The organism is Streptomyces spectabilis (assembly GCF_008704795.1).
GTDB classification, from domain to species: domain Bacteria; phylum Actinomycetota; class Actinomycetes; order Streptomycetales; family Streptomycetaceae; genus Streptomyces; species Streptomyces spectabilis.
In genome coordinates, this window is record NZ_CP023690.1 from 4,212,773 (window position 1) to 4,234,556 (window position 21,784).

18 protein-coding genes, 1 tRNA gene and 1 riboswitch are annotated in these 21,784 nt (G+C 71.2%); of the genes, 7 read left to right on the forward strand and 12 right to left on the reverse strand.

What is annotated here, in order from left to right:
• Window positions 1-37: 37 nt before the first annotated feature.
• Window positions 38-466: a hypothetical protein gene (locus tag CP982_RS18175; protein WP_150511501.1), complete on the forward strand. Its 429-nt coding sequence runs from the start codon at window positions 38-40 to the stop codon at window positions 464-466.
• Between the two features lie 492 nt (window positions 467-958).
• Here CP982_RS18175 and CP982_RS18180 read toward each other — a convergent pair whose 3' ends face one another.
• Window positions 959-2,350, reverse strand: a complete 1,392-nt coding sequence (locus CP982_RS18180; RefSeq protein WP_150511502.1) for a cystathionine beta-synthase — start codon at window positions 2,348-2,350, stop codon at window positions 959-961.
• A 219-nt stretch (window positions 2,351-2,569) separates the two neighbouring features.
• Between CP982_RS18180 and CP982_RS18185 the strand changes: the two genes are divergently transcribed.
• From CP982_RS18185 to CP982_RS18195, 3 genes are all read left to right on the forward strand, one after another.
• Complete coding sequence (locus tag CP982_RS18185; protein ID WP_184925698.1) at window positions 2,570-3,583, forward strand: SGNH/GDSL hydrolase family protein; 1,014 nt, start codon at window positions 2,570-2,572, stop codon at window positions 3,581-3,583.
• A gap of 262 nt (window positions 3,584-3,845) precedes the next feature.
• The gene (locus tag CP982_RS18190; protein ID WP_150511503.1) at window positions 3,846-5,066 is read left to right on the forward strand and encodes an acetyl-CoA C-acetyltransferase; all 1,221 of its coding nucleotides are present in this window, start codon (window positions 3,846-3,848) and stop codon (window positions 5,064-5,066) included.
• A 269-nt stretch (window positions 5,067-5,335) separates the two neighbouring features.
• Window positions 5,336-6,148 (forward strand): hypothetical protein, encoded by an 813-nt coding sequence (locus CP982_RS18195; RefSeq protein WP_372503380.1) that lies wholly within the window; start codon window positions 5,336-5,338, stop codon window positions 6,146-6,148.
• Window positions 6,149-6,185: 37 nt separating this feature from the next.
• Here the strand turns inward: CP982_RS18195 and CP982_RS18200 are convergent, their stop codons facing one another.
• Complete coding sequence (locus tag CP982_RS18200; RefSeq protein WP_150511505.1) at window positions 6,186-6,497, reverse strand: hypothetical protein; 312 nt, start codon at window positions 6,495-6,497, stop codon at window positions 6,186-6,188.
• Window positions 6,498-6,598: 101 nt separating this feature from the next.
• On the opposite strand from CP982_RS18200, the gene CP982_RS18205 reads away from it, so the two are divergent.
• On the forward strand, window positions 6,599-6,829 hold the full coding sequence (locus CP982_RS18205; RefSeq protein WP_030672559.1) for a DUF4287 domain-containing protein: 231 nt from the start codon (window positions 6,599-6,601) through the stop codon (window positions 6,827-6,829).
• 153 nt (window positions 6,830-6,982) lie between these two features.
• On the opposite strand, the gene CP982_RS18210 is transcribed toward CP982_RS18205, so the two are convergent.
• From CP982_RS18210 to CP982_RS18220, 3 genes are all read right to left on the reverse strand, one after another.
• On the reverse strand, window positions 6,983-7,897 hold the full coding sequence (locus CP982_RS18210; protein ID WP_150511506.1) for a Bax inhibitor-1/YccA family protein: 915 nt from the start codon (window positions 7,895-7,897) through the stop codon (window positions 6,983-6,985).
• A gap of 204 nt (window positions 7,898-8,101) precedes the next feature.
• Window positions 8,102-9,286: a 4-hydroxybenzoate 3-monooxygenase gene (locus tag CP982_RS18215; protein ID WP_150511507.1), complete on the reverse strand. Its 1,185-nt coding sequence runs from the start codon at window positions 9,284-9,286 to the stop codon at window positions 8,102-8,104.
• Between the two features lie 152 nt (window positions 9,287-9,438).
• Window positions 9,439-9,521: transfer RNA gene (locus CP982_RS18220), tRNA-Leu, on the reverse strand.
• A 425-nt stretch (window positions 9,522-9,946) separates the two neighbouring features.
• Between CP982_RS18220 and CP982_RS18225 the strand changes: the two genes are divergently transcribed.
• Window positions 9,947-10,768, forward strand: a complete 822-nt coding sequence (locus tag CP982_RS18225) for an ABC transporter ATP-binding protein (protein ID WP_150511508.1) — start codon at window positions 9,947-9,949, stop codon at window positions 10,766-10,768.
• Between the two features lie 158 nt (window positions 10,769-10,926).
• Window positions 10,927-13,446, forward strand: coding sequence for an ABC transporter permease (locus tag CP982_RS18230; protein WP_150511509.1), 2,520 nt, complete (start codon window positions 10,927-10,929; stop codon window positions 13,444-13,446).
• Between the two features lie 112 nt (window positions 13,447-13,558).
• Here CP982_RS18230 and CP982_RS18235 read toward each other — a convergent pair whose 3' ends face one another.
• The 7 genes from CP982_RS18235 to CP982_RS18265 form a co-directional block, all read right to left on the reverse strand.
• Window positions 13,559-14,857, reverse strand: a complete 1,299-nt coding sequence (locus CP982_RS18235) for an SAM-dependent methyltransferase (protein WP_150511510.1) — start codon at window positions 14,855-14,857, stop codon at window positions 13,559-13,561.
• A 255-nt stretch (window positions 14,858-15,112) separates the two neighbouring features.
• Window positions 15,113-16,501 carry an NAD(P)/FAD-dependent oxidoreductase gene (locus tag CP982_RS18240; protein WP_150511511.1) on the reverse strand — a complete coding sequence of 463 codons (1,389 nt, stop codon included), beginning with the start codon at window positions 16,499-16,501 and terminating at the stop codon, window positions 15,113-15,115.
• 443 nt (window positions 16,502-16,944) lie between these two features.
• Complete coding sequence (locus tag CP982_RS18245; RefSeq protein ID WP_150511512.1) at window positions 16,945-17,901, reverse strand: Ppx/GppA phosphatase family protein; 957 nt, start codon at window positions 17,899-17,901, stop codon at window positions 16,945-16,947.
• A gap of 166 nt (window positions 17,902-18,067) precedes the next feature.
• On the reverse strand, window positions 18,068-18,589 hold the full coding sequence (locus CP982_RS18250) for a DUF501 domain-containing protein (RefSeq protein WP_150511513.1): 522 nt from the start codon (window positions 18,587-18,589) through the stop codon (window positions 18,068-18,070).
• A 30-nt stretch (window positions 18,590-18,619) separates the two neighbouring features.
• Window positions 18,620-19,117, reverse strand: a complete 498-nt coding sequence (locus CP982_RS18255) for an FtsB family cell division protein (protein ID WP_170316453.1) — start codon at window positions 19,115-19,117, stop codon at window positions 18,620-18,622.
• A gap of 98 nt (window positions 19,118-19,215) precedes the next feature.
• Window positions 19,216-20,496 (reverse strand): phosphopyruvate hydratase, encoded by a 1,281-nt coding sequence (eno, locus tag CP982_RS18260; RefSeq protein ID WP_184925701.1) that lies wholly within the window; start codon window positions 20,494-20,496, stop codon window positions 19,216-19,218.
• Between the two features lie 271 nt (window positions 20,497-20,767).
• Window positions 20,768-21,508: a LysM peptidoglycan-binding domain-containing protein gene (locus CP982_RS18265; protein ID WP_150511516.1), complete on the reverse strand. Its 741-nt coding sequence runs from the start codon at window positions 21,506-21,508 to the stop codon at window positions 20,768-20,770.
• Window positions 21,509-21,512: 4 nt separating this feature from the next.
• Window positions 21,513-21,699: riboswitch (cyclic di-AMP (ydaO/yuaA leader) on the reverse strand.
• Between the last annotated feature and the right edge of the window lie 85 nt (window positions 21,700-21,784).

Below are 21,784 nucleotides of genomic sequence, written 5' to 3' on the forward strand. Positions count from 1 at the left end.
ACTGCACGGACGGCGGGGGCTGCGTACCGTACGGGATATGGAAGCCACACGTGACGCCGAACTCAAGAAGGAACTCGACGCCGCCCTGCACGCGCGCAAGGATCTCGGCGAAGAGTACGAGTCCGCGCTCGTCGACTCGTTCCTCGAAAAGGTCGAGAAGCGGCTCGACGGGACGATCGACCGGCAGATGCGCCGTCACCTGGCCGAGCAGCAGATGATCATGGCCCGCAGCGCGCGCAACCCCTCCAGCGGAGTCGACTCCTGGGGCGAGCGCTTCGGCTTCGGCATCGTCTCGCTCATCCTCGCGATCCCCCTCTCGGCGATCGGTGTGGTGAACGCGGGTCTTTCCGGGCTCTTCGTGACGTGGTTCGGCATCGTCGGCGTCAACGCGGTTCACGCCGTGCGGGGCACGGGTCTCCTCCCCCTCCTCCGCCGCTCCCCCCGCAAGCCCGACTGGGAGGACTGAGCCTCCCCCGCTGGGGGGTTTCTCCCACCCACCCACCCGTACCTGCCCCGGCACGCCGTGCGAGCCCCGACCTAGCGGCTTGCACGCCGTCGCCTGCCTTCCCCCACCCGCCCACCCGTGACACCCCAGCCATCCGGCCCGGCCCCGACCTAGCGGCTTGCACGCCGTCGTCGGCGATGGCGGGCAGCCGAGATCATCCAGCCCGTCCGGCGTTTGAGGACAAGCGCGGTAGCGCGGTTCTTGAAGGGGAGCGGGTGCGCGGGGACCGCCGCACCCCCGGGCGTGGCCGAGGGGCGGGACGACGGCGGTCCCCGCGAGGGACGGGCGCGGGGTCAGGGCCGAGCGCTCGCGTCCGGGGCGTCGCTGGAGGTCCGGGAGCCGCTCCGGAAGTCCTGACGCCGACACCCCCTACCGTGCCGGAGCCGTGTTAAGGGGGTGCTGCGCGCACGTGTCGCGTACGTACCGGTTCCGCGAAGTCCGGCCCCGGGGGCCCTAGCTGCCCTGCTGCTCCGCCAGGAAGGCGAGCAGGTCCTGGCGGCTCACGACGCCCGTGGGCTTGCCCTCGACGAGGACGATCGCCGCGTCCGCGCCACCGAGCACGGACATCAGGTCGCCGACCGGCTCGCCGGAGCCGACCTGCGGCAGCGGGTCGGACATGTGCTTCTCCAGCGGGTCGTGCAGCGACGCCCGCTGCGCGAACAGCGCGTCGAGCAGCTCGCGCTCCACCACCGAGCCGATGACCTCGGCGGCCATGACGTCGGGGTGCCCGGCGCCCGGCTTCACGATGGGCATCTGCGACACCCCGTACTCGCGAAGGACCTCGATCGCCTCGCCGACGGTCTCCTCCGGGTGCATGTGGACGAGCGAGGGCAGCTCGCCGCCCTCCTTGCGGCTCAGGACGTCGCCGACGCGCGGCTGGTCGCCGGCCTCCTCCAGGAAGCCGTAGTCGTTCATCCACTCGTCGCTGAAGATCTTGCTCATGTAGCCGCGGCCGCTGTCGGGCAGCAGGACGACCACGACGTCGTCGGGGCCGAGGCCCTCGGCGACGCGCAGCGCCGCGACGACGGCCATGCCGCAGGAGCCGCCCACCAGGAGGCCCTCCTCCTTGGCGAGGCGCCGCGTCATCTGGAAGGAGTCCTTGTCGGACACGGCGACGATCTCGTCGGTGACGTTGCGGTCGTAGGCCGTCGGCCAGAAGTCCTCACCGACGCCCTCGACCAGGTACGGCCGCCCGGAGCCGCCGGAGTACACGGAGCCCTCGGGGTCGGCGCCGACGATCCGGACCTTGCCGCCCGAGACCTCCTTCAGGTACCCGCCGGTGCCGGAGATCGTGCCGCCGGTGCCGATGCCCGCGACGAAGTGGGTGATCTTCCCGTCCGTCTGCTCCCACAGCTCGGGACCGGTGGAGTGGTAGTGCGACAGCGGGTTGTTGGGGTTGGAGTACTGGTCCGGCTTCCAGGCGTCCGGGATCTCACGGACCAGGCGGTCGGAGACGTTGTAGTACGAGTCCGGGTGCTCCGGGTCGACGGCGGTCGGGCAGACGACCACCTCGGCACCGTAGGCGCGCAGCACGTTGATCTTGTCGGTGCTCACCTTGTCCGGGCACACGAAGACGCACTTGTAGCCCTTCTGCTGGGCCACGATCGCCAGGCCGACGCCGGTGTTGCCGCTGGTCGGCTCGACGATCGTGCCGCCGGGGCGGAGCTCGCCGCTGGCCTCGGCCGCCTCGATCATGCGCAGGGCGATGCGGTCCTTCACGGAACCGCCCGGGTTGAAGTACTCGACCTTGGCGAGGACGGTGGCCTTCAGGCCCTGCGTCACGTTGTTGAGCCTGACCAGCGGGGTGTTGCCGACGAGGCTGGTCATCGAGTCGTGGAATTGCACGTTGTCTCCGTGTATCCGGCCGGGTATCCGGGGCGCGACGTCGTGAGGGCATGGCTGCTCGCACGAGGTGTTCGTATTTCGGTTTTCGGTAACCGTCAGACTACGGGGCCATCTGCCCGAGTCACCTCCTGTCGCGATTGGCCGACCGTCCCCACGGGGCAATGACTGGATGTAAGGGACGAACGGCTCCACAAGGACCTGGCAGAGGTGACAGCGGGGATGTCGAGGGCGAGGGTGGCGCGGCGCATCGCCGCGGGTGCGGCGTACGGCGGCGGAGGCATCGGGCTGCTCGGCGCGGCCACGGTCGGGCTCGTCCTCGCCGAGGTGCAGCTGGCCAAGCGGTCCGTGGGCAACGGCGGGCACGGGGCGCCGCCGCGGGCCGACGGCCGGTACGGGGCGGCGTTCGCGGCCCGGGCGGCGTGCGGGGAGCCGCTGCGGTTCGCGATGCTCGGGGACTCCACGGCCGCGGGGCTCGGGGTGCACCGGGCCCGGCAGACGCCCGCCGCGCTGCTCGCGTCGGGGCTCGCCGCGGTGGCCGAGCGGCCGGTGGATCTGCGGGTCGTGGCCAAGGCCGGGGCGCAGTCCGACGACCTCGACCGACAGGTGACGCTGGTCCTGTCCGACGAGACGGGCCCGGTGCCCGACGTGTGCGTCGTGATGATCGGGGCCAATGACGTGACGCACCGGATGCCGCCGACGCGGTCGGTGCGGCTGCTGGCCTCGGCGGTGCGCAGGCTGCGCACCGCGGGCGCCGAGGTGGTCGTTGGCACGTGTCCGGACCTCGGCACGATCGAGCCCGTCTACCAGCCGCTGCGGTGGCTGGCCCGCAGGGTGTCGCGGCAGCTCGCCGCCGCGCAGACGATCGGCGTGGTCGAGCAGGGCGGCCGCACGGTGTCGCTCGGGGACCTGCTGGGCCCGGAGTTCGCCGCGAACCCCCGCGAGCTGTTCGGACCCGACAACTACCACCCCTCCGCGGAGGGGTACGCCACGGCCGCGATGGCGGTCCTGCCCACGCTCTGCGCCGCGCTCGGCCTGTGGCCGGAGGAGGAGCGCCCCGACGTGTCGCGGCGCGAGGGCTTCCTGCCGGTGGCCCGGGCGGCCGCGCGGGCCGCGGCGGAGGGCGGCACGGAGGTAACCGGAGCCATCCCCTCCGGCCCCCGAGGCCCCTTCGCCCTCCTCAAGCGCAGGCGCCGCCGCCGCATCCAGACCCCGGACCCGTCACCGATCGGGTAGCGGCCACGGGCGGGGCACGAGCAGCGGAGCCGGAAGGCCGCGCGGGCGAAGCTGGGGAGCCATGGGCGGGTGGGTGGGAAAGGCCCCGCCGCGGCAGTGGCGACACCCCCGCCCGCGCCGAGCCGAAGCCGACCCGCCCCCGCCCGCGCCCTGAGCACCCGCTTAGAAATGCGGCCCGAGTCACAGCGCGCACCCCGTGACCCTCACGATACGTACGGGTAACTTCCCACTAAGCCCTGCCCGTTACCCCTGGAGCCCCCTGATGCCCGAAGCAGTGATCGTCTCCGCCGCCCGCTCCCCCATCGGCCGCGCCTTCAAGGGGTCGCTCAAGGAGCTCCGCCCCGACGACCTGACCGCCACGATCGTCCAGGCCGCCCTCGCCAAGATCCCCGCGCTCGACCCCCGGGACATCGACGACCTGATGCTGGGCTGCGGCCTGCCCGGCGGCGAGCAGGGCCACAACCTCGGCCGGATCGTGGCCGTGCAGATGGGCATGGACCACCTGCCGGGCTGCACGATCACCCGCTACTGCTCCTCGTCGCTCCAGACGTCCCGCATGGCCCTGCACGCCATCAAGGCGGGCGAGGGCGACGTCTTCGTCTCGGCCGGTGTCGAGATGGTGTCGCGCTCGGTCAAGGGCAGCTCGGACGGCCTGCCCGACACCCACAACCCGCTCTTCGCCGACGCCGAGGCCCGCACCGCGGCCCGCGCCGAGCAGACCGGCACCAACTGGCACGACCCGCGCGAGGACGACCTCGTGCCGGACGCGTACATCGCGATGGGCCAGACCGCCGAGAACCTGGCCCGGCTCAAGGGCGTCACCCGGCAGGACATGGACGAGTTCGGCGTACGGTCCCAGAACCTCGCCGAGGAGGCCCTCAAGAACGGCTTCTGGGAGCGCGAGATCACCCCGGTGACGCTCCCCGACGGCACGGTCGTCGCCAAGGACGACGGCCCGCGCGCGGGCGTCACCATGGAGGGCGTCGCGGGCCTCAAGCCGGTCTTCCGCCCGGACGGGCTCGTCACGGCGGGCAACTGCTGCCCCCTGAACGACGGCGCCGCGGCCCTCGTGATCATGTCCGACACCAAGGCCCGCGAGCTCGACCTGACCCCGCTGGCCCGGATCGTGTCGACCGGCGTCTCCGCCCTCTCCCCCGAGATCATGGGCCTCGGCCCGGTCGAGGCCAGCAAGCAGGCCCTCAAGCGCGCCGGGCTCGGCATCGGGGACATCGACCTGGTCGAGATCAACGAGGCCTTCGCCGCCCAGGTCATCCCCTCGTACCGCGACCTGGGCATCCCCCTCGACAAGCTGAACGTCAACGGCGGCGCGATCGCCGTCGGCCACCCCTTCGGCATGACCGGCGCCCGCATCACCGGCACGCTGATCAACAGCCTCCAGTTCCACGACAAGCAGTTCGGCCTGGAGACGATGTGCGTGGGCGGCGGCCAAGGCATGGCCATGGTGATCGAGCGCCTCAGCTGACGCGCGCGGCCCGCGCCCCGGGCCGCCCGTCTCACCAGGCGGGAAACGGCGGCACCTCCGCCCTCTCCACACATTCGTGACCCAATCTCCCCCAGGATGTGACCAATCTCCTGGGGGAGATACATATGCCCAGGTCAGCGCTCATCGACCGATAAACACCGGGCCAAAAGTCCTGTCCAATTCGTGACGTAATGCACTGACAGCGAGATGGTGCAGGCTTCAAGCTGATGTAGTAAGTCGGGGGTCGACTTGAAACCGGGAGTACGTCAGTGAGCGCCATGAGTCTTGCCTTGCTGCTCTCCGCGGCCGCCGCCACGGCCGTGGGTGCCGCGTCCCTGCACACCGTGCGGGGCCTGCGGCAGCAGATCACCGACCTGCGCACCGAGCTCGCCGAGAGCCACGCGACGACCGGCGGCCGCGCCACCGTGCCGGCCGCCCGTACGACGGTGGACACCGACGAGATACGCGCCGCGGTGGCCGACGCCCTCGCCGAGGAGCGGGAGCGGGAGCTGGCCGAGGCGCGCGCGTTCTGGGCCGCGCAGGAGGCCCGCGACATCGCGGACGCCCCCTCGCTGCTCGGCGGCCTTCCGGAGAGCATCGCGGACGAGCTGTTCCTGCCGCGCCAGGCCGATCTGGCGGGTCTGGAATCGGACAGTCTCGAACCGGTCGTCGAGCCCTTCGCGGACCCCGACGAGTTCGCGGGCGACTCCGCCGAGCTGGCCGCGGCCCGCCGCCGCCACCCCTCGCACCCCGACTTCGTGCCGGTGCAGTCCCCCGCGTACACCGACCACGAGCGCACGGTGGCCTGCCTGGAGGAGCTCGCCGACGCCCGCACCGCCCTCGCCGACGTCCGCCCGGGACCGCTCGGCACCCTCGACGTGTACGTCTTCGCGGACGGTACGACGCTGTGCATGACCCCCGGCCACCGCGAGACCGCGGAGCTGCTCGCCGCGGCCCTGCGCGACGGCAAGGCCCCGGTGCTGCTCGGCGGCTCCGGCGTCTCGGGCGCGTACGCACTGACGTTCGCGTGCGGCACGGAGAACGTCTACATCCTGGCGGACCGCGTCATCGCCTCGGTCTGAGCGGCGGGGCCGAGACCCGCCGACCCCCGGCTTCCGGTCACACCCCGGCCCGCGCCAGCGCCTCCTCCACCAGGCGCACCGCCTCCGTCAGCTCCTCCTCGTCCCGCAGGACGACCGCCAAGTCGCGTCCCGCCACGGTGATCTGGTCGGCGGCCGCGAACATCCCGGCGTCCGGCATCACCCGGGGCTCGGCCCCCGGCTCCTCGCTGAGCTGGGAGCGCACCGCCAACTCTCGGGCGAGTGCCAGGGCTTCCGCGGCCGCGCCGCGCTGCAGCCGGGACTGGGGCGCGGCCCGCAGCCGGTCGGCGAACCGGTCCACGGCGGCGATCAAAGGCGTCGTATCGAGCACACCGCGACCCTATGCGCCGAGCCGGGACTGTTGCCAATGTCCGAACGCTCAGGCACGGTGGCGTGAAGGACGGACCACATCGAACGCGTCCGGAGGCGCCGATGTCCCAAGTCTTCTCCGAGGAGACCCACCGGAATCTGCTCGCTCGCATCCCCCACTGCACCGGTCGTGAAGTCTCCGACTGGCTGCGCACCGTCGACGAGGGCCCTTCCCTCTTCCGATTCGAGGAGAAGGTCAGCTGGCTCCGCGGCGAGCACAATCTGGCCTACGGCCACGCCAAGGCGATCATCCACGAATACGACCTCAGGCGCGCCGCGCGCAAACTGGGCTGACCGGCACCCGTAGTTCCCCCGAGAGTTCCCCCGAGTTCCCCCGACTCCGATCCCCGCCACGACACGACGAAGGGCCCGCGGAAAGCGATCCGCGGGCCCTTCGGCCGCTGTGGCGCCGGCCGGCCGGTGGGGTCACCGGCCGGTCGGCGGCGCTCAGTCGTTCCCTTGCAGGATCGCGATCAGGCGCAGGAACTCCAGGTAGATCCAGACCAGCGTCATCGTGAGGCCGAAGGCGGCGAGCCAGGCCTCCTCGCGCGGGGCGCCGTACGCGATGCCGTCCTCGACCTGCTTGAAGTCCAGGGCCAGGAAGCACGCGCCGAGCAGCACGCCGATGATGCCGAACATGATGCCGAGGCCGCCGCTGCGGAAGCCGAGGCCGTCACCGCCGCCGAAGACGGAGAACAGCAGGTTCACCGCCATCAGGAGCACGAAGCCGAGGGCCGCGGCCATCACGAAGCCGTAGAAGCGGCGGTTGACGCGGATCCAGCCCGCCTTGTACGCCACCAGGACGGCGAGGAAGACGGCCATCGTGCCGAGCACGGCCTGCATGGCCGCGCCGCTCGCGATGCGGTTGTCGACGACGCTGGAGACGACGCCGAGGAAGACGCCTTCCAGGGCGGCGTACGCCAGGATCAGCGGCGGGGACGCCTTGCGCTTGAAGGCCTGGACGAAGCCCAGGACCATCGCCACGAGGCCGGCGCCGATCGCGATGCCGTACGACTTGCTGATGTTCGCGTCGTCGACGGGGAGCAGCGCCCAGGCGAGCGCCGCCGTCACGACGAGGACACCGAGCGTGGTGGCCGTGCGCATGACGACGTCGTCCATCGTCATGCGGCCGGTGGTCACCGGGGCCTGGGGCGGGGCGCCCTGGAGGTCCTGCTGGCCGTACGGGTTCGCGGCGTACGGGTTGGTGGGGGCCTGCTGGCCCGCGTACGGGTTGCCCGGGGCGTATGCGTTGCCCTGGGTCGCGACTGCGGGGCCCCCGGCCTGCGGCTGCGCGTTGAAGCCCGCATAGCCGTTGTCGCGGCTGAACCCCCGTCGCGAGAAGACCGGGTTGCTGCTCCTCATCTCACTCCTCCATGGCCACCGTGCGTGGCTTTGGTTCAAGGGTAATGCGTAGGCAAAAGGATGTGCCTAGTGCTTGGGGAGGATCTTTCCCGCCAGGTGGCGGGGGATCCCTGTCTCGCCCTTACTCCTCGCCCGGAGAACGCCCGGGACCGGGCGCGCTGTTCCCGGCCCGCCCGCGGTCCTCCCATCGGGTGGTGTCGCAGGTCACAGTACGCCGTCCAGGGGACGCCCCGTATAGGCCTCGGCGAGGTCCGCGCGGGCCGGGCGCGAGGTGGCGACGCGGTCGAGCTGGGCCAGCTGGAGGCGGTCGTCGAAGGGGGTGGCGTCCGGGTGCCGGTGCAACAGGGCCGTCAGCGCGTTCGAGAACCGCTCGGCCTGCCAGACGCGGCGCAGACAGGTCGCGGAGTACGCGTCGAGGAGCGCGGTGTCGCCGGTGCGCGCGTGCGCGACGAGGGCGCGGGCGAGGGTGGCGACGTCGCCGACGGCGAGGTTGAGGCCCTTGGCTCCGGTGGGCGGCACGATGTGCGCGGCGTCCCCGGCGAGGAAGAGCCGCCCGTACCGCATCGGCTCGTGCACGTAGGAGCGCAGGGGCGTGACCGACTTCGCGGTGAGCGGCCCGCGGGTGAGCCGCCCGCCGCCCTCGGTCGCGCAGCGGCGCTCCAGCTCGTCCCAGATCTGCGTGTCGCCCCAGGCGGCGGGGTCGGTGTCCGCGGGCACCTGGAGGTAGAGCCGGGAGACCGTGGGCGAGCGGTGGCTGAGGAGCGCGAAGCCGCGGTCGTGGCGGGCGTAGACCAGCTCGTCGTGCGAGGGCGGCGCGTCGGCGAGGACGCCGAGCCAGCCGTAGGGGTACGCGCGCTCGTACGTCCGCGAGAGCGCGGCAGGCACGGCGGCGCGGGCCACGCCCCAGAAGCCGTCGCACCCGGCGACGTACGCGCACTCCAGGGTCCGCTCGCGGCCCTCGTGGCGGTAGCGGACGCGCGGCCTGCCGGTGTCCGCGCCCTCCACGGCGAGCGCCTCGGCGCCGAAGAGCAGCGGGCCGCCGTCCCGGAGCCGGAGGGCGATGAGGTCCTTGCACACCTCGGTCTGGGCGTACACCATCACGGAGCGGCCGCCGGTCAGGGACGGGAAGTCGACGCGGTGCCTGCGGCGGTCGAAGCGCAGCTCGATGCCGTCGTGCCGGTGGCCCTCGCGGTCCATGCGCTCGCCCGCGCCCGCCGCGCGCAGGATGTCGGCGGTGCCGTGCTCCAGGATTCCGGCCCGCTGACGGCCCTCCACATAGGACCGGTCGCGGGCCTCGATGACGACGGTCTCGATGCCCGCGGCGTGCAGGAGCCTCGCCAGCACCAGGCCCGCGGGGCCCGCTCCGATGATCCCCACCTGCGTCCGCATCCGGGGAGTCTCCGGCCCTCCGCTTCCGGTGTCAACGGTCCCTCACGGAGACCCGTTCGTGGTACTCAAGAGTGCGGATCCCGCCGGGAACTGACGCCCCGTCACGCGAGTCGCAGGGGCTGGGTGGAGCGTCCCGCTGAGGGTGGCGGAGGTGCCCGGAACCGGACTTGAACCGGTACGCCCATGAAGGGCAGCGAGGTTTAAGCTCGCCGTGTCTGCATTCCACCACCCGGGCAGGCCGTAGGCTCCGCATCAAGGCTTCGACCCTATCGGGAGGCATCCCCCGAATAGCGGAACAGCAGCCCGACGTTGTCTTATTTTATTGACGTCTGAGGGTGCATCAGCACCTGGTACGCGCCGGTGGTACTTGCCGTGGGCCACACCGGCCAAGGCCCTCGAACGCGAGGGAATTGACGGAATTTAGCCGTCTCCGCGCCGTGTGCGGCAAGCGTGCTCCGCCCGCCCCTTCCGGGGCCGCGCACCGTTGTGCGCCGCCCCCGCGCACACCGGCGTCCCGGCCGTGCCTCGCGCGCCTCCCCCGGCCCGCCCCTCAGGGACGCCCGTCATCCCCAGGTATGACATGGCCGCCGCGAGTCCGACCGCAGTCGCCCCCCGGAACCGGAACAGCGGCTGACTACGGGGCCCTCCTCGGACAGGACGATGGATGAAGTCCCCCCGACCCCGTCGTACCGACAGGAGCACCCTCCCGTGACCACCACCACTGCCTTCGCCGCCCACGCCACCGCCGTGGCCGCGCGCGCCACGGATCTGTCCAAGGTGTACGGCCAGGGCGAGACCCAGGTGGTCGCGCTCGACCGGGTCTCCGTCGACTTCGGCCAGGGCCGGTTCACCGCGATCATGGGCCCCTCGGGCTCCGGCAAGTCCACGCTGATGCACTGCGTGGCCGGTCTGGACAGCTTCAGCTCCGGCTCGGTGCGCATCGGCGAGACCGAGCTGTCGACGCTGAAGGACAAGCAGCTCACCAAGCTCCGCCGGGACAAGATCGGCTTCATCTTCCAGGCGTTCAACCTGCTGCCGACCCTGACCGCCCTGGAGAACATCACGCTCCCCATGGACATCGCGGGCCGCAAGGTCGACAAGCAGTGGCTGGAGCAGGTGATCTCCATGGTGGGTCTGGCCGGGCGCCTCTCCCACCGGCCCACCGAGCTCTCCGGCGGTCAGCAGCAGCGCGTCGCCGTGGCCCGCGCCCTGGCCTCCAAGCCGGAGATCATCTTCGGTGACGAGCCGACCGGAAACCTCGACTCCCGCTCCGGCGCGGAGGTCCTCGGCTTCCTGCGCAACTCCGTGCGCGAGCTGGGCCAGACCGTCGTCATGGTCACCCACGACCCGGTGGCCGCGTCGTACGCGGACCGCGTGATCTTCCTCGCGGACGGCCGGGTGGTCGACGAGATGCACCAGCCCAGCGCGGAGCGCGTGCTCGACCGCATGAAGGACTTCGACGCCAAGGGCCGGACCAGCTAGCTAATGGCCGCTTGGCCTTCACCGGTCGCCATCCGCCATCGCGGCTGAGCGATTCTTGACACTGCGGGCCGTCTGTGGCTGGTCGCGCAGTTCCCCGCGCCCCTTCGGGGCGCTCCCGCACCGCGACCTACGTCACCCCCTCACCAGGACCTCACACCATGTTCCGTACCGCCCTGCGCAACGTGCTCGCGCACAAGGCCCGGTTGTTGATGACCGTGCTCGCCGTCATGCTCGGCGTCGCGTTCGTCTCCGGCACGCTGGTCTTCACCGACACCTTCGGCTCCGCCTACAAGAACAAGTCGGCGAAGAGCTTCGACCACGTCTCGGTCGCCATCCGCCCGGACGGCGGCTCCTCCCACGACGACGGCCAGGAGGCCAAGCAGCCGCCGCGCCTCACCGACGCGCTGCTCACCGAGGCCGGGAAGCTGCCCGGCGCCGGTTCCGTGATCGGCACGTACTCCGGCTTCACCGCGCTCGCCGACAAGGACGGCAAGCTCGTCGGCGGCGAGTGGGGCACCACCGGCGCCAACTACTACCCCGGTAAGGACGGCAAGGACCCGCGCTACGACTTCGCCGCGGGCAAGGCCCCGCGGTCCGCGGGTGAGATCGCCCTGGACAGCCGTACCGCCGACCGCACCGGCTACGGGGTCGGCGACGCCGTCCGCTACTCCACCGACGGCCCCGTGAAGACCGCCAAGGTCTCCGGCGTCTTCGACACCGACGACGGCAGCGTGGTCGCGGGCGGCAGCCTCGTCCTGTTCGACAACGACACCGCGCGCAAGGTCCTCGGCAAGACCGAGTACGACGAGATCGACGTGAAGGCCGCCGCCGGTACGTCCGAGACCGCCCTCAAGGGTGCCGTCGAGAAGATCCTGCCGAAGGACACCGAGGCCGAGACCGGGGTCTCCCTCAAGGACGAGCAGGACCGCATGATCGAGCAGAACACCAGCTCCATGAGCCAGGTGCTGCTGATCTTCGCCGGTATCGCGCTGTTCGTCGGCATCTTCATCATCGCCAACACCTTCACCATGCTGGTCGCCCAGCGCACCAAGGAGCTGGCCCTGATGCGGGCCGTGGGCGCCTCGCGCCGCCAGGTCACGCGCTCGGTCCTGATCGAGGCGTTCATCGTCGGCCTGGTCGCCGCCGTCGCGGGCTTCGCGCTCGGCATCGGCGTGGCCGTCGGCCTGGAGGCCCTGATGAACGCGGGCGGCGCCTCACTGCCCGACGGGCCGCTGGTCATCGGCCCGACGACGATCATCACCGCGCTGCTCATCGGTGTGGTCGTGACCATGCTGGCCGCCTGGCTGCCGGGCCGCCGCGCCGCGAAGATCCCGCCGGTCGCCGCGATGAACAGCGTCCACGCCTCGCCCACCACGCGCGGCCTGGTCGTCCGCAACAGCATCGGCTCGCTGATCGTCGCGCTCGGCGCGGTCATGCTCTTCATGGACGACAACTACGTGAAGTCCGGCGGCGCCGCGACGATCCTCGTCGGCGTCATCGTCCTCACGCCGCTGCTGTCCCGCCCGTTCATCGCCGCCGCGGGCCCGCTCCTGAAGCCCTTCGGCGTCACCGGCAAGCTGGCCCGGCTGAACTCGGTCCGCAACCCGCGCCGCACGGCCTCCACCGCCTCGGCCCTGATGATCGGCCTGACCCTCATCACCGCGATGACCGTCGTCGCCGTCTCCATGGGCAGTGCCATCAACAAGATGGCCACCGACTCCCTGAAGGCCGACTACGCCGTCTCGATGGCGAACTTCCAGCCGCTCACCCCCGCGGTCCACGACAAGCTGGCCGAGCTCCCCGAGGTCGAGGCCAGCAGCGCCCTGCGCACCACCTGGGGCGAGGCCGACGGCCGCGACACCCGGATCTCCGGCGTCGACCCCCAGGACTTCGACAAGCTCGTCGGCCTGGACTTCACCAGCGGCTCCGCGGCCGGGCTCAAGGGCGACGCCGTCCTCGTCGACAAGGAGACGGCCGACGCCAAGGGCCTGAAGGCCGGCGACACCGTCCCGGTGAAGTTCGACGACGACAGGACGACCCGGCTGAAGGTCGCGGGCGTCTACAAGTCCAACGAGATGCTCAACGGCCTCTTCACCCCCACCTCGGTCGTCACCCCGCACCTGTCGAAGATCCAGGACCAGCAGGTCCTGCTGAAGATGAAGGACGGCGCGTCCGACCGGGCCGAGGACGCCATCGTGAAGGCCCTCGGCGACAACCCCGCCATCAAGATCCAGGACAAGGACGACATCAGCAACGAGGTCGGCGGGGCCATCAACCTGCTCCTGAACATGCTGTACGGCCTGCTCGCCATGGCCATCCTGGTCGCGGTCCTCGGTGTCATCAACACCCTCGCGATGTCCGTCTTCGAGCGGAAGCACGAGATCGGCATGCTCCGCGCGATCGGCCTCGACCGCGCGAAGATCAAGCAGATGGTGCGCCTGGAGTCCGTCGTGATCTCGCTGTTCGGCGCGGTGCTCGGCGTCGGCCTCGGCCTGTTCCTCGGCTGGGTCGCGGGCGACAGCATCTCCGGCTCGGTGAAGACGTACACCATGGAGATCCCCGCCGGGCGGATCCTGGTCTTCCTCGCCATCGCCGCGGTGGTGGGCGTGCTCGCCGCGGTGTGGCCCGCGCGGTCCGCTGCGCGGCTCAATCCGCTGCAGGCCATCAAGTCCGACTGACGTCGGGCTGTGGGGGGCCTCGGGCGCTGGTGCGCCCGGGGCCCCCCTTTAGTGCTTCGTCTGCGGATTCGTCGTGGCTGGTCGCGCAGTTCCCCGCGCCCCTTCGGGACCCTCAGTTCCGCCAGTCACGGGTACGCAGAGGCATGCCGGACGTGCCGTCCTCCGGGGTTCTGACCGCCAGGACCTGGTTCACCCCGATGCGGTTGCGCTCGAAGGCCAGGGCCGACGCGGCCATGTAGAGGCGCCAGATGCGGGCCCGGCCCGGGCTCGTCAGGCGCTGGCCCCGCGGCCAGTCGGCCTCCAGGTTGGCCACCCACCGGCGCAGGGTGTGGGCGTAGTGCTCGCGGATGGACTCCACGTCGCGGACCTCGAAGCCGGCCCGCTCCAGGAGGCCCACGGTGGTACCGATCGGGGCCAGCTCGCCGTCGGGGAAGACGTACGCGTCGATGAACTCGTCGACGGAGTACGCCGTCTCGTCGCCGAGGGGGCGGCGCGCGATCTGGTGGTTGAGCAGCCGCCCGCCCGGCTTCAGGAGGGTGTGGAGGTCGCGCGCGTAGTCCAGATAGCGGTCGGCGCCGACGTGCTCGGCCATGCCGACGGACGAGATCGCGTCGTACGGGCCGTCGCGCACGTCGCGGTAGTCCTGGACGCGGATCTCGACGCGGTCGGTCAGGCCCTCCTCGGCGATGCGCTTGCGGGCGTACGCGGCCTGCTCGCGGGAGAGCGTGACGCCGACGACGCGCACGCCGTGCTCGCGGGCGGCGTGGATGGCCATGGAGCCCCAGCCGCAGCCGACGTCGAGGAGGCGCATGCCGGGCTTCAGGGCGAGCTTGCGGCAGATCAGTTCGAGCTTGTCGCGCTGGGCGTCCTCCAGGGTGCCGTCGGGCGACTCCCAGTAGGCGCAGGAGTAGACCATGGAGGGGCCGAGGACCAGCTCGTAGAAGTCGTTGCCGACGTCGTAGTGGTGGCTGATGGCCTGCTTGTCGCTGCCCTTGGTGTGCCGGTGCAGCCTGCCGTGTCTGCGCATCTCCTCGCCCGGCACGGGCGGCGGCAGGAACGGCGCGGCGAGCGCGAGCAGCGAGCGGACGGCGGCCCGCACCTTCGGGTCGCGCAGTGACTCGGCGAGCGTGGGGGCGTCGTCGTCGCGCTCCCAGATGAACTCGGCGAGCAGGTCGAGGGCCCGGTACAGATCGCCCTCGACGTCGAGGTCCCCCGCCACCCAGGCCCGGGCGAGCCCCAGCTCCCCCGGCTTCCACAACAGGCGGCGCAGCGCGCGCCGATGGCGTACGACGAGGACGGGCGCCCCCGGCGGGCCGGTCTCCGAACCGTCCCAGGCGCGGATGCGAACGGGCAGCCGCGCTCCCAGCACCTGCTCGGCGATGTTCTTCAGCCGCGAAGCGGCGTCCTGCATGGCACACACCTCCGCTATGGGGGGATACCCCGGGGAATGGTCCGTCTCCACGTAAACACCAACGACACGCCCGCGGAGTCCCGTTACGGCGTCACGAATCGGCAAAATACGTGTAGCAGGCATGGAAATCGGCCAACGGGAACCGCTCCCTCCCGTTCTTCCCACCGGAACGCGAAAAACCCGAAGGGCCCCCGCTCCACGGATAGCGGGGACCCTTCGGGTCAATACGGTGTGCGCCTGAGGTGCGCGCCCGACCTAGGAGGCCTTGGCCTTCTCCTCGACCGGAGCGGCAGCGGCGGCCGGCTTGGGCGCGGGCTTGGCGGCCTCGTAGAACTCCTCGCGCGGGGTCTCCATCGCGCCGAGCGAGACGACCTCGCGCTTGAGGAACATGCCGAGCGTCCAGTCCGCGAAGACACGGATCTTGCGGTTGAACGTCGGCATCGCCATGCCGTGGTAGCCACGGTGCATGTACCAGGCGAGACGGCCCTTGAGCTTGATCTTCATCTTGCCCATGACGATCATCGCGACGCCCTTGTGCAGGCCGAGACCCGCGACCGCGCCCTTGTTGGCGTGGCTGTACTCCTTCTGCGGGAAGCCCCGCATGCCGGAGACCACGTTGTCGCCGAGGACCTTGGCCTGGCGCAGGGCGTGCTGGGCGTTCGGCGGGCACCAGGCGTTCTCGTTGCCCGCCTTGCGGCCGACGAGGTCCGGGACCTGGGCGTTGTCGCCCGCGGCCCAGATGCAGTCGGTGCCCTGGACCTGGAGGGTCGTCTGGGTGTCGACGTGGCCGCGCGGGCCGAGCGGGAGGCCGAAGCGGGCGAGCGCCGGGTTCGGCTTCACACCGGCGGTCCACACGATCGTGTTGGAGTCGACCTCGAGGCCGTTCTTCAGCACGACGTGGCCGTCGACGCAGGAGTCCATGGAGGTGGAGAGGTAGACCTCGACCCCGCGGCTCTCCAGGTGCTCCTTGCCGTACTGGCCGAGCTTCGGGCCGACCTCGGGGAGGATCTTGTCGGCGGCGTCGACCAGCACGAAGCGCATGTCGTCGCGCGACACGGTGTTGTAGTACTTGGCCGCGTCGCGGGCCATGTCCTCGACCTCGCCGATGGTCTCGGCACCGGCGAAGCCACCGCCGACGAAGACGAAGGTCAGCGCCTTGCGGCGGACCTCCTCGTCGGTCGTGGAGTCGGCCTTGTCGAGCTGCTCGAGCACGTGGTTGCGCAGGCCGATGGCCTCCTCGATGCCCTTCATGCCGATGCCCTGCTCGGCGAGGCCGGGGATCGGGAAGGTGCGGGAGACCGCGCCCATCGCGATGACCAGGTAGTCGAACGGCAGCTCGTACGCCTCGCCGACGAGCGGCGCGATCGTGGCGACCTTGCGGTCCTGGTCGATGGTCGTGACCCGACCGGTCAGTACCTCGGCCTTGGGCAGCACGCGTCGCAGCGGGACGACGACGTGCCGCGGCGAGATGCTGCCGGCGGCGGCTTCGGGGAGGAAGGGCTGGTACGTCATGTACGAGCGCGGGTCGACGACCGTGACGGTCGCCTCGCCGTAGCGCATCTTCTTGAGAATGCGACGAGCTGCGTACAGGCCTACGTACCCACCGCCTACTACGAGGATCCTGGGACGCTCCGTGGTGCTCATGCCATTGAGTATCCACCCCCTCGGAGGGGGTCGCTCGTGCGCCCCTTCACAAGGATGGGTGGGGCCTCTGCTACACTTCGCCGCCCACGTGACGGAGGTCATGGCACCCGAGGGGAACCAGCGGACACCGCGAGTCGTTGTCAACCCCACTTGAGCAGCCACTCCGGGCTTCAACACCGGGTGAACCAGTCCTCGGTTCACACCCCCGTAACACCTGCGATGCGCCGCGGGCGTCAGCCCGGCGCCTTCAAAACCCCGCCTCCGGACCCGAAACCCCTCGGAACCACGCCCTACAGGGCCGTTTTCCTTGTGAAGAACTTCACGAACTTTTCCGACGAGGTGTCGCCGCGGGGGCCCCGAAGCCGTTCGACGGCTGCTCAAACGACATCCTCCCCGCTCAGGCGATGATCGGCAACGCCTGCGCGGGGAGGATCCGCGAGGGGCTACTCGCCCAGCTCCTCCGCCACTTTCCAGGCGATCCCGTCCAGGATGTCGTGCTCGCTCACGACGACCTCCCGGGCACCGACCCGCTCCATGATCGAGAGCAGCACGAGGGCGCCCGCCACGATCACGTCGACGCGGCCCGGGTGCATCACGGGGATCGCCGCGCGCTCGGCGTGCGTCGAGCGCACGAGCCGCTCCACGATCGCCGCGACCTGCTCGTACGAGACGCGCGAGTGGTGGATCGCGGCGGACTCGTACGCGTCGAGGCCGAGCGCGATCCCGGCCACCGTGGTGACCGAGCCCGCGAGGCCCACCAGGGTCCTCGCCTCGCGCAGCGGCACCGTCTCCTCGGCCAGGTCGAGCGCCGCGTCGATGTCCGCGCGGACGGCGGCGAGCTGCTCGGCGGACGGCGGGTCGGTGACGACCCCGTCGCGCACGAAGTGGCGCTCGGTCATCCGGACGCAGCCGACGTCCACGGAGCGGGCCGCCCGGACGCTGCCGTCGCCCACGACGAACTCCGTGGAGCCGCCGCCGATGTCCACGACGAGGTACGGCGTCTCCAGGTCCGCGCGGCCCGTCAGCTCCTTGGTGGCGCCCGTGAAGGAGAACTCCGCCTCCTGGTCGCCGCTGATCACCTCCGGCTCGACGCCGAGGATGTCCAGGACGCCGCGGACGAACTCGTCGCGGTTCTCGGCGTCGCGGGAGGCGGAGGTCGCCACGAAGCGGGTGCGCTGCGCGCCGTGCTCCTTGATGACGGCGGCGTACTCGCGGCAGGCCGCGAAGGTCCGCTCAAGCGCCTCGGGGGCGAGGCGGCCCGTCTTGTCCACGCCCTGTCCGAGGCGAACGATCTGCATCCGGCGGTCGAGGTCCACGAGCTGCCCCGTGGCCGGGTCGGCGTCCGCGACGAGCAGGCGGATGGAGTTGGTACCGCAGTCGATGGCGGCCACGCGGGTCACGCTGGGGTGCTCCTTTGCGTTGACGGGTATCGGACAGCGGGGCCCTGCCCACGGCGGAGACGGACGATCAGGCGCTCCGCGTCGGGGCTGGCCCGTGCAGCCGGGCGTCACGGGTGGGCGGGTGGGAGGAGGTTCCGCCGCGGTAGCGGCGGGTCCGGAAACCGGCTCAGCTCGCGTCCGCGGAGACGCAGGGGCCCTTGCGCCACCACTCCGGGAGCATGGCGATGGCCTCGTCGCCGAGGGGGTTCACACCGGGGCCCGCGGCCAGGGAGTGGGCGACCAGGACGTGCAGGCACTTCACGCGGTCCGGCATGCCGCCGGCCGAGGGGAAGCCCTCCAGGACCTCGATCGAGTCGCGCCGGGCGATGTAGTCCTCGTGCGCGGCGCGGTACGCGGCGGCGAGCTCCGGGTCGGCGGCGAGCCGCTCCGTCATCTCCTTCATCACGCCGTTCGCCTCCAGCGTGCCGATCGCGGAGGCCGCGCGCGGGCACGTCAGATAGAACGTCGTCGGGAACGGCGTGCCGTCCTCCAGGCGGGGCGCCGTCTCCACCACGTCCGGGCTGCCGCAGGGGCAGCGGTGCGCGATGGCCCGCAGGCCGCGCGGCGGGCGGCCCAGCTGCTCCTTGAACGCGGCGATGTCGGCGTCCGTGGGCGCGGTGGACTCGGTCTGGGGCGGAGGCGTTTCCATGCCTGTCTTTCGGTCAGTGCGGAGGTCGGTTCAGTTGTCGTCGGGGCGGCCTGCGGCGCCGGAGCGGTCCGCCTTGTCGACGCCGTCCCAGACGTTGGAGTACCAGGGCCGGTCGGCCCCTCCCCCGTCGGTCCGGTGGCGTTCGGCGGCCTCGGGGTCGATCACCGTGAAGCCGGTCTCGCCGGGCATCACGTAGTGCAGCCGGTCGCGGACGCGCTGCTCGGCGTAGGCGTCGTCCTGCCAGCGGGCCTTCTCGTCGCGCAGGCGCTCGACGTTCTCGCGGTGCTCGGCCTGCTTCTGCCGCTGCTCGGCGATCTCGGCGCGCTGGGAGACGTACTGCCGTATCGGATAGGCGAGCGCGACGACCAGCGAGCAGACCACCAGGACGAGCAGCGCCGCGCGCCCGGTGAGCCGGGAGCGGCGGGCCTGGCGCTTGGTCTGGGAACGGTAGACGCGCTGCGCGGTCTGCTCGCCGAGCAGCTTGAGCCGCGTCGCGGTGGAGAACCGGTCGCGGTTCTTCACTGCCATGTCCGCCTCCCCAGTACGTGCGTAGTCCCCGCACACGGTACGGGACCGAGTACGGGGACGTACGTACGACTGGCTAGGCCTTGGCCCGCGAAGAGGGCTCAGCCCTTGAAGCGCGGGAACGCCGAGCGGCCCGCGTACACCGCGGCGTCGTCGAGGATCTCCTCGATGCGAAGCAGCTGGTTGTACTTGGCGACGCGGTCCGAGCGGGCCGGGGCGCCGGTCTTGATCTGGCCGCAGTTCACGGCGACGGCGAGGTCGGCGATGGTGACGTCCTCGGTCTCGCCGGAGCGGTGGGACATCATGCACTTGAAGCCGTTGCGCTGGGCCAGCTCGACGGCGTCCAGGGTCTCGGTCAGCGAACCGATCTGGTTGACCTTGACGAGCAGCGCGTTGGCGGCGTCCTCGTCGATGCCGCGCTGGAGGCGCTCCGGGTTGGTGACGAAGAGGTCGTCGCCGACGATCTGGACCTTGTCGCCCAGCTTCTCGGTGATGATCTTCCAGCCGTCCCAGTCGTCCTCGTACAGCGGGTCCTCGATGGAGACCAGCGGGTACGCGGCGACCAGCTCGGCGTAGTAGTCCGTCATCTCGGCGGCCGAGCGGGACTTGCCCTCGAACTCGTAGGAGCCGTCCTTGTAGAACTCGGACGCGGCGACGTCGAGCGCGAGCGCGATCTGCTCGCCCGGGACGTAACCGGCCTGCTTGATGGCCTCGACGATGAGGTCGAGGGCCGCGCGGTTCGACTCCAGGTTCGGCGCGAAGCCGCCCTCGTCGCCGAGGCCGGTGGACAGGCCCTTGGCCTTCAGGACCTTCTTCAGCGTGTGGTAGACCTCGGCGCCCCAGCGCAGGGCCTCGGAGAAGGACTCCGCGCCGATCGGGGCGATCATGAACTCCTGGATGTCGACGTTGGAGTCCGCGTGGGACCCGCCGTTCAGGATGTTCATCATCGGCACCGGCAGCAGGTGCGCGTTCGGACCGCCGAGGTAGCGGAAGAGCGGCAGGTCGCTGGCCTCGGAGGCGGCGTGGGCCACGGCGAGGGAGACGCCGAGGATGGCGTTGGCGCCGAGGGAGCCCTTGTTGTCCGTGGCGTCCAGGTCGAACATGGCCTGGTCGATCAGACGCTGCTCGGTGGCGTCGTAGCCGACGAGCTCCGGGCCGATCTGCTCGATGACGGCGAGAACGGCCTTCTCCACGCCCTTGCCGCCGTAGCGGTTGGCGTCTCCGTCACGGAGTTCGATGGCCTCGAAGGCGCCGGTGGAGGCGCCGGACGGGACGGCGGCACGGCCGGTGGAGCCGTCGTCGAGGCCGACCTCGACCTCGACCGTGGGATTGCCTCGGGAGTCCAGGATTTCCCGGGCTACGACGACGTCGATGGACGGCACGAGCATCTCCTTCTGGGATGTGATGCGGGGTACGCGGGGGTACTAGGGGCCGCGCTGGCCCCTGCGACACGAGCCTAACCGGCTCCGGGGCATCGGCCAGCCGACCGCCCAGCCCATGGACAGGCACAGGGCCGGGTCCGGGGCCGGATAGTTCCCTCACGAAACAAACTACCGGACCAAAAGGTACCGCCCCGGTGCGCAGGGGGGAGCGCACCGGGGCGGTAGCCCATGGGGACGGGGTGGCTCCGGGCGCTGCCGGGGCCGGGGCGGGTCAGCTGAGGTGCAGCTGCTGACCCGGGTAGATGAAGTCGGCGTCGCTGACGATGTCGTCGTTCAGCTGGTACAGCTTCTGCCAGCCGCCCTTGACGTCGTGCTCCTGGGCGATCTTGGACAGGGTGTCGCCGGTCACGACCTTGTACTCGCCGTCGCCCTTCTTCACGACCTTGCCGGTCGGGGTCTGGACGGTCTTCTTCTCGACCTGCGGGGCGGCCTGCTGCGGCTGGTGCTGCGGCTGGGCCTGCGGCTTGGGCGCGGCCTGCTGCTGCGGCTGGGCCTGCTGCTGCGGCTGCGGCTTGGCCTGCTGCTGCGGCTGCTGCTGGCCGCCGCCGGAGGAGCCGCCGCCGGTGTACGGGGAGCCGGACAGGCCCACGCCGCACTTCGGCCAGGCACCCTTGCCCTGGCCCGCGAGGACCTTCTCGGCGATCTCGATCTGCTGGGCCTTGGAGGCCTTGTCGGCGGTGGCCGCGTACTTGGTGCCGCCGTAAGCGGCCCAGGTGGAGGCGGAGAACTGCACGCCGCCGTAGTAGCCGTTGCCGGTGTTGATGGACCAGTTGCCACCGGACTCGCACGCGGCGACGCGGTCCCACTCGGAGGCGGTGGCGGCGTTGGCCGTGCCGGTCGCCATCAGCGGGGCGGCGACGGCGGCACCGGTGACACCGACGACGGTGGCGGCGCGGGTGGCCTTGTCGAGCTTGGTCGGACGGCGGTGCTTGCCCTTGCCGGAACGCAGCATGAAGTGATCCCCTCACCGACGCCTGCGAGGTGAGCTGTCGGGTTCGGGCGGGTGAGTGCCCGGCCGCGCGTCCTAGCGCGCGACTTCACCCCAAGCCGTGTCCGTACGTCTCGCGCGTCTTACGACCGCTCAACGTCCGGGCCCGGCACTTACCTTGGGTCCCCCGCTCCTGCCTTCGGCGCTCGAAGCGACGACTGTTCCCGTCCGGCCGTTGGCAGGATTCGGCGTACCGACCGGCGGGGCCCGCTGTGGCGAGCGGTCCCGACCGTAGCCAGG

Coding starts and splice junctions, on each gene's coding strand:
- CP982_RS18175 (WP_150511501.1), top strand. CDS start 38: ATGGAAGCCACACGTGACGCCGAACTCAAGAAGGAACTCGACGCCGCC.
- CP982_RS18185 (WP_184925698.1), top strand. CDS start 2,570: ATGTCGAGGGCGAGGGTGGCGCGGCGCATCGCCGCGGGTGCGGCGTAC.
- CP982_RS18190 (WP_150511503.1), top strand. CDS start 3,846: ATGCCCGAAGCAGTGATCGTCTCCGCCGCCCGCTCCCCCATCGGCCGC.
- CP982_RS18205 (WP_030672559.1), top strand. CDS start 6,599: ATGTCCCAAGTCTTCTCCGAGGAGACCCACCGGAATCTGCTCGCTCGC.
- CP982_RS18210 (WP_150511506.1), bottom strand. CDS start 7,897: ATGAGGAGCAGCAACCCGGTCTTCTCGCGACGGGGGTTCAGCCGCGAC.
- CP982_RS18215 (WP_150511507.1), bottom strand. CDS start 9,286: ATGCGGACGCAGGTGGGGATCATCGGAGCGGGCCCCGCGGGCCTGGTG.
- CP982_RS18225 (WP_150511508.1), top strand. CDS start 9,947: ATGGATGAAGTCCCCCCGACCCCGTCGTACCGACAGGAGCACCCTCCC.
- CP982_RS18230 (WP_150511509.1), top strand. CDS start 10,927: ATGTTCCGTACCGCCCTGCGCAACGTGCTCGCGCACAAGGCCCGGTTG.
- CP982_RS18235 (WP_150511510.1), bottom strand. CDS start 14,857: ATGCAGGACGCCGCTTCGCGGCTGAAGAACATCGCCGAGCAGGTGCTG.
- CP982_RS18240 (WP_150511511.1), bottom strand. CDS start 16,501: ATGAGCACCACGGAGCGTCCCAGGATCCTCGTAGTAGGCGGTGGGTAC.
- CP982_RS18250 (WP_150511513.1), bottom strand. CDS start 18,589: ATGGAAACGCCTCCGCCCCAGACCGAGTCCACCGCGCCCACGGACGCC.
- CP982_RS18255 (WP_170316453.1), bottom strand. CDS start 19,117: ATGGCAGTGAAGAACCGCGACCGGTTCTCCACCGCGACGCGGCTCAAG.
- CP982_RS18265 (WP_150511516.1), bottom strand. CDS start 21,508: ATGCTGCGTTCCGGCAAGGGCAAGCACCGCCGTCCGACCAAGCTCGAC.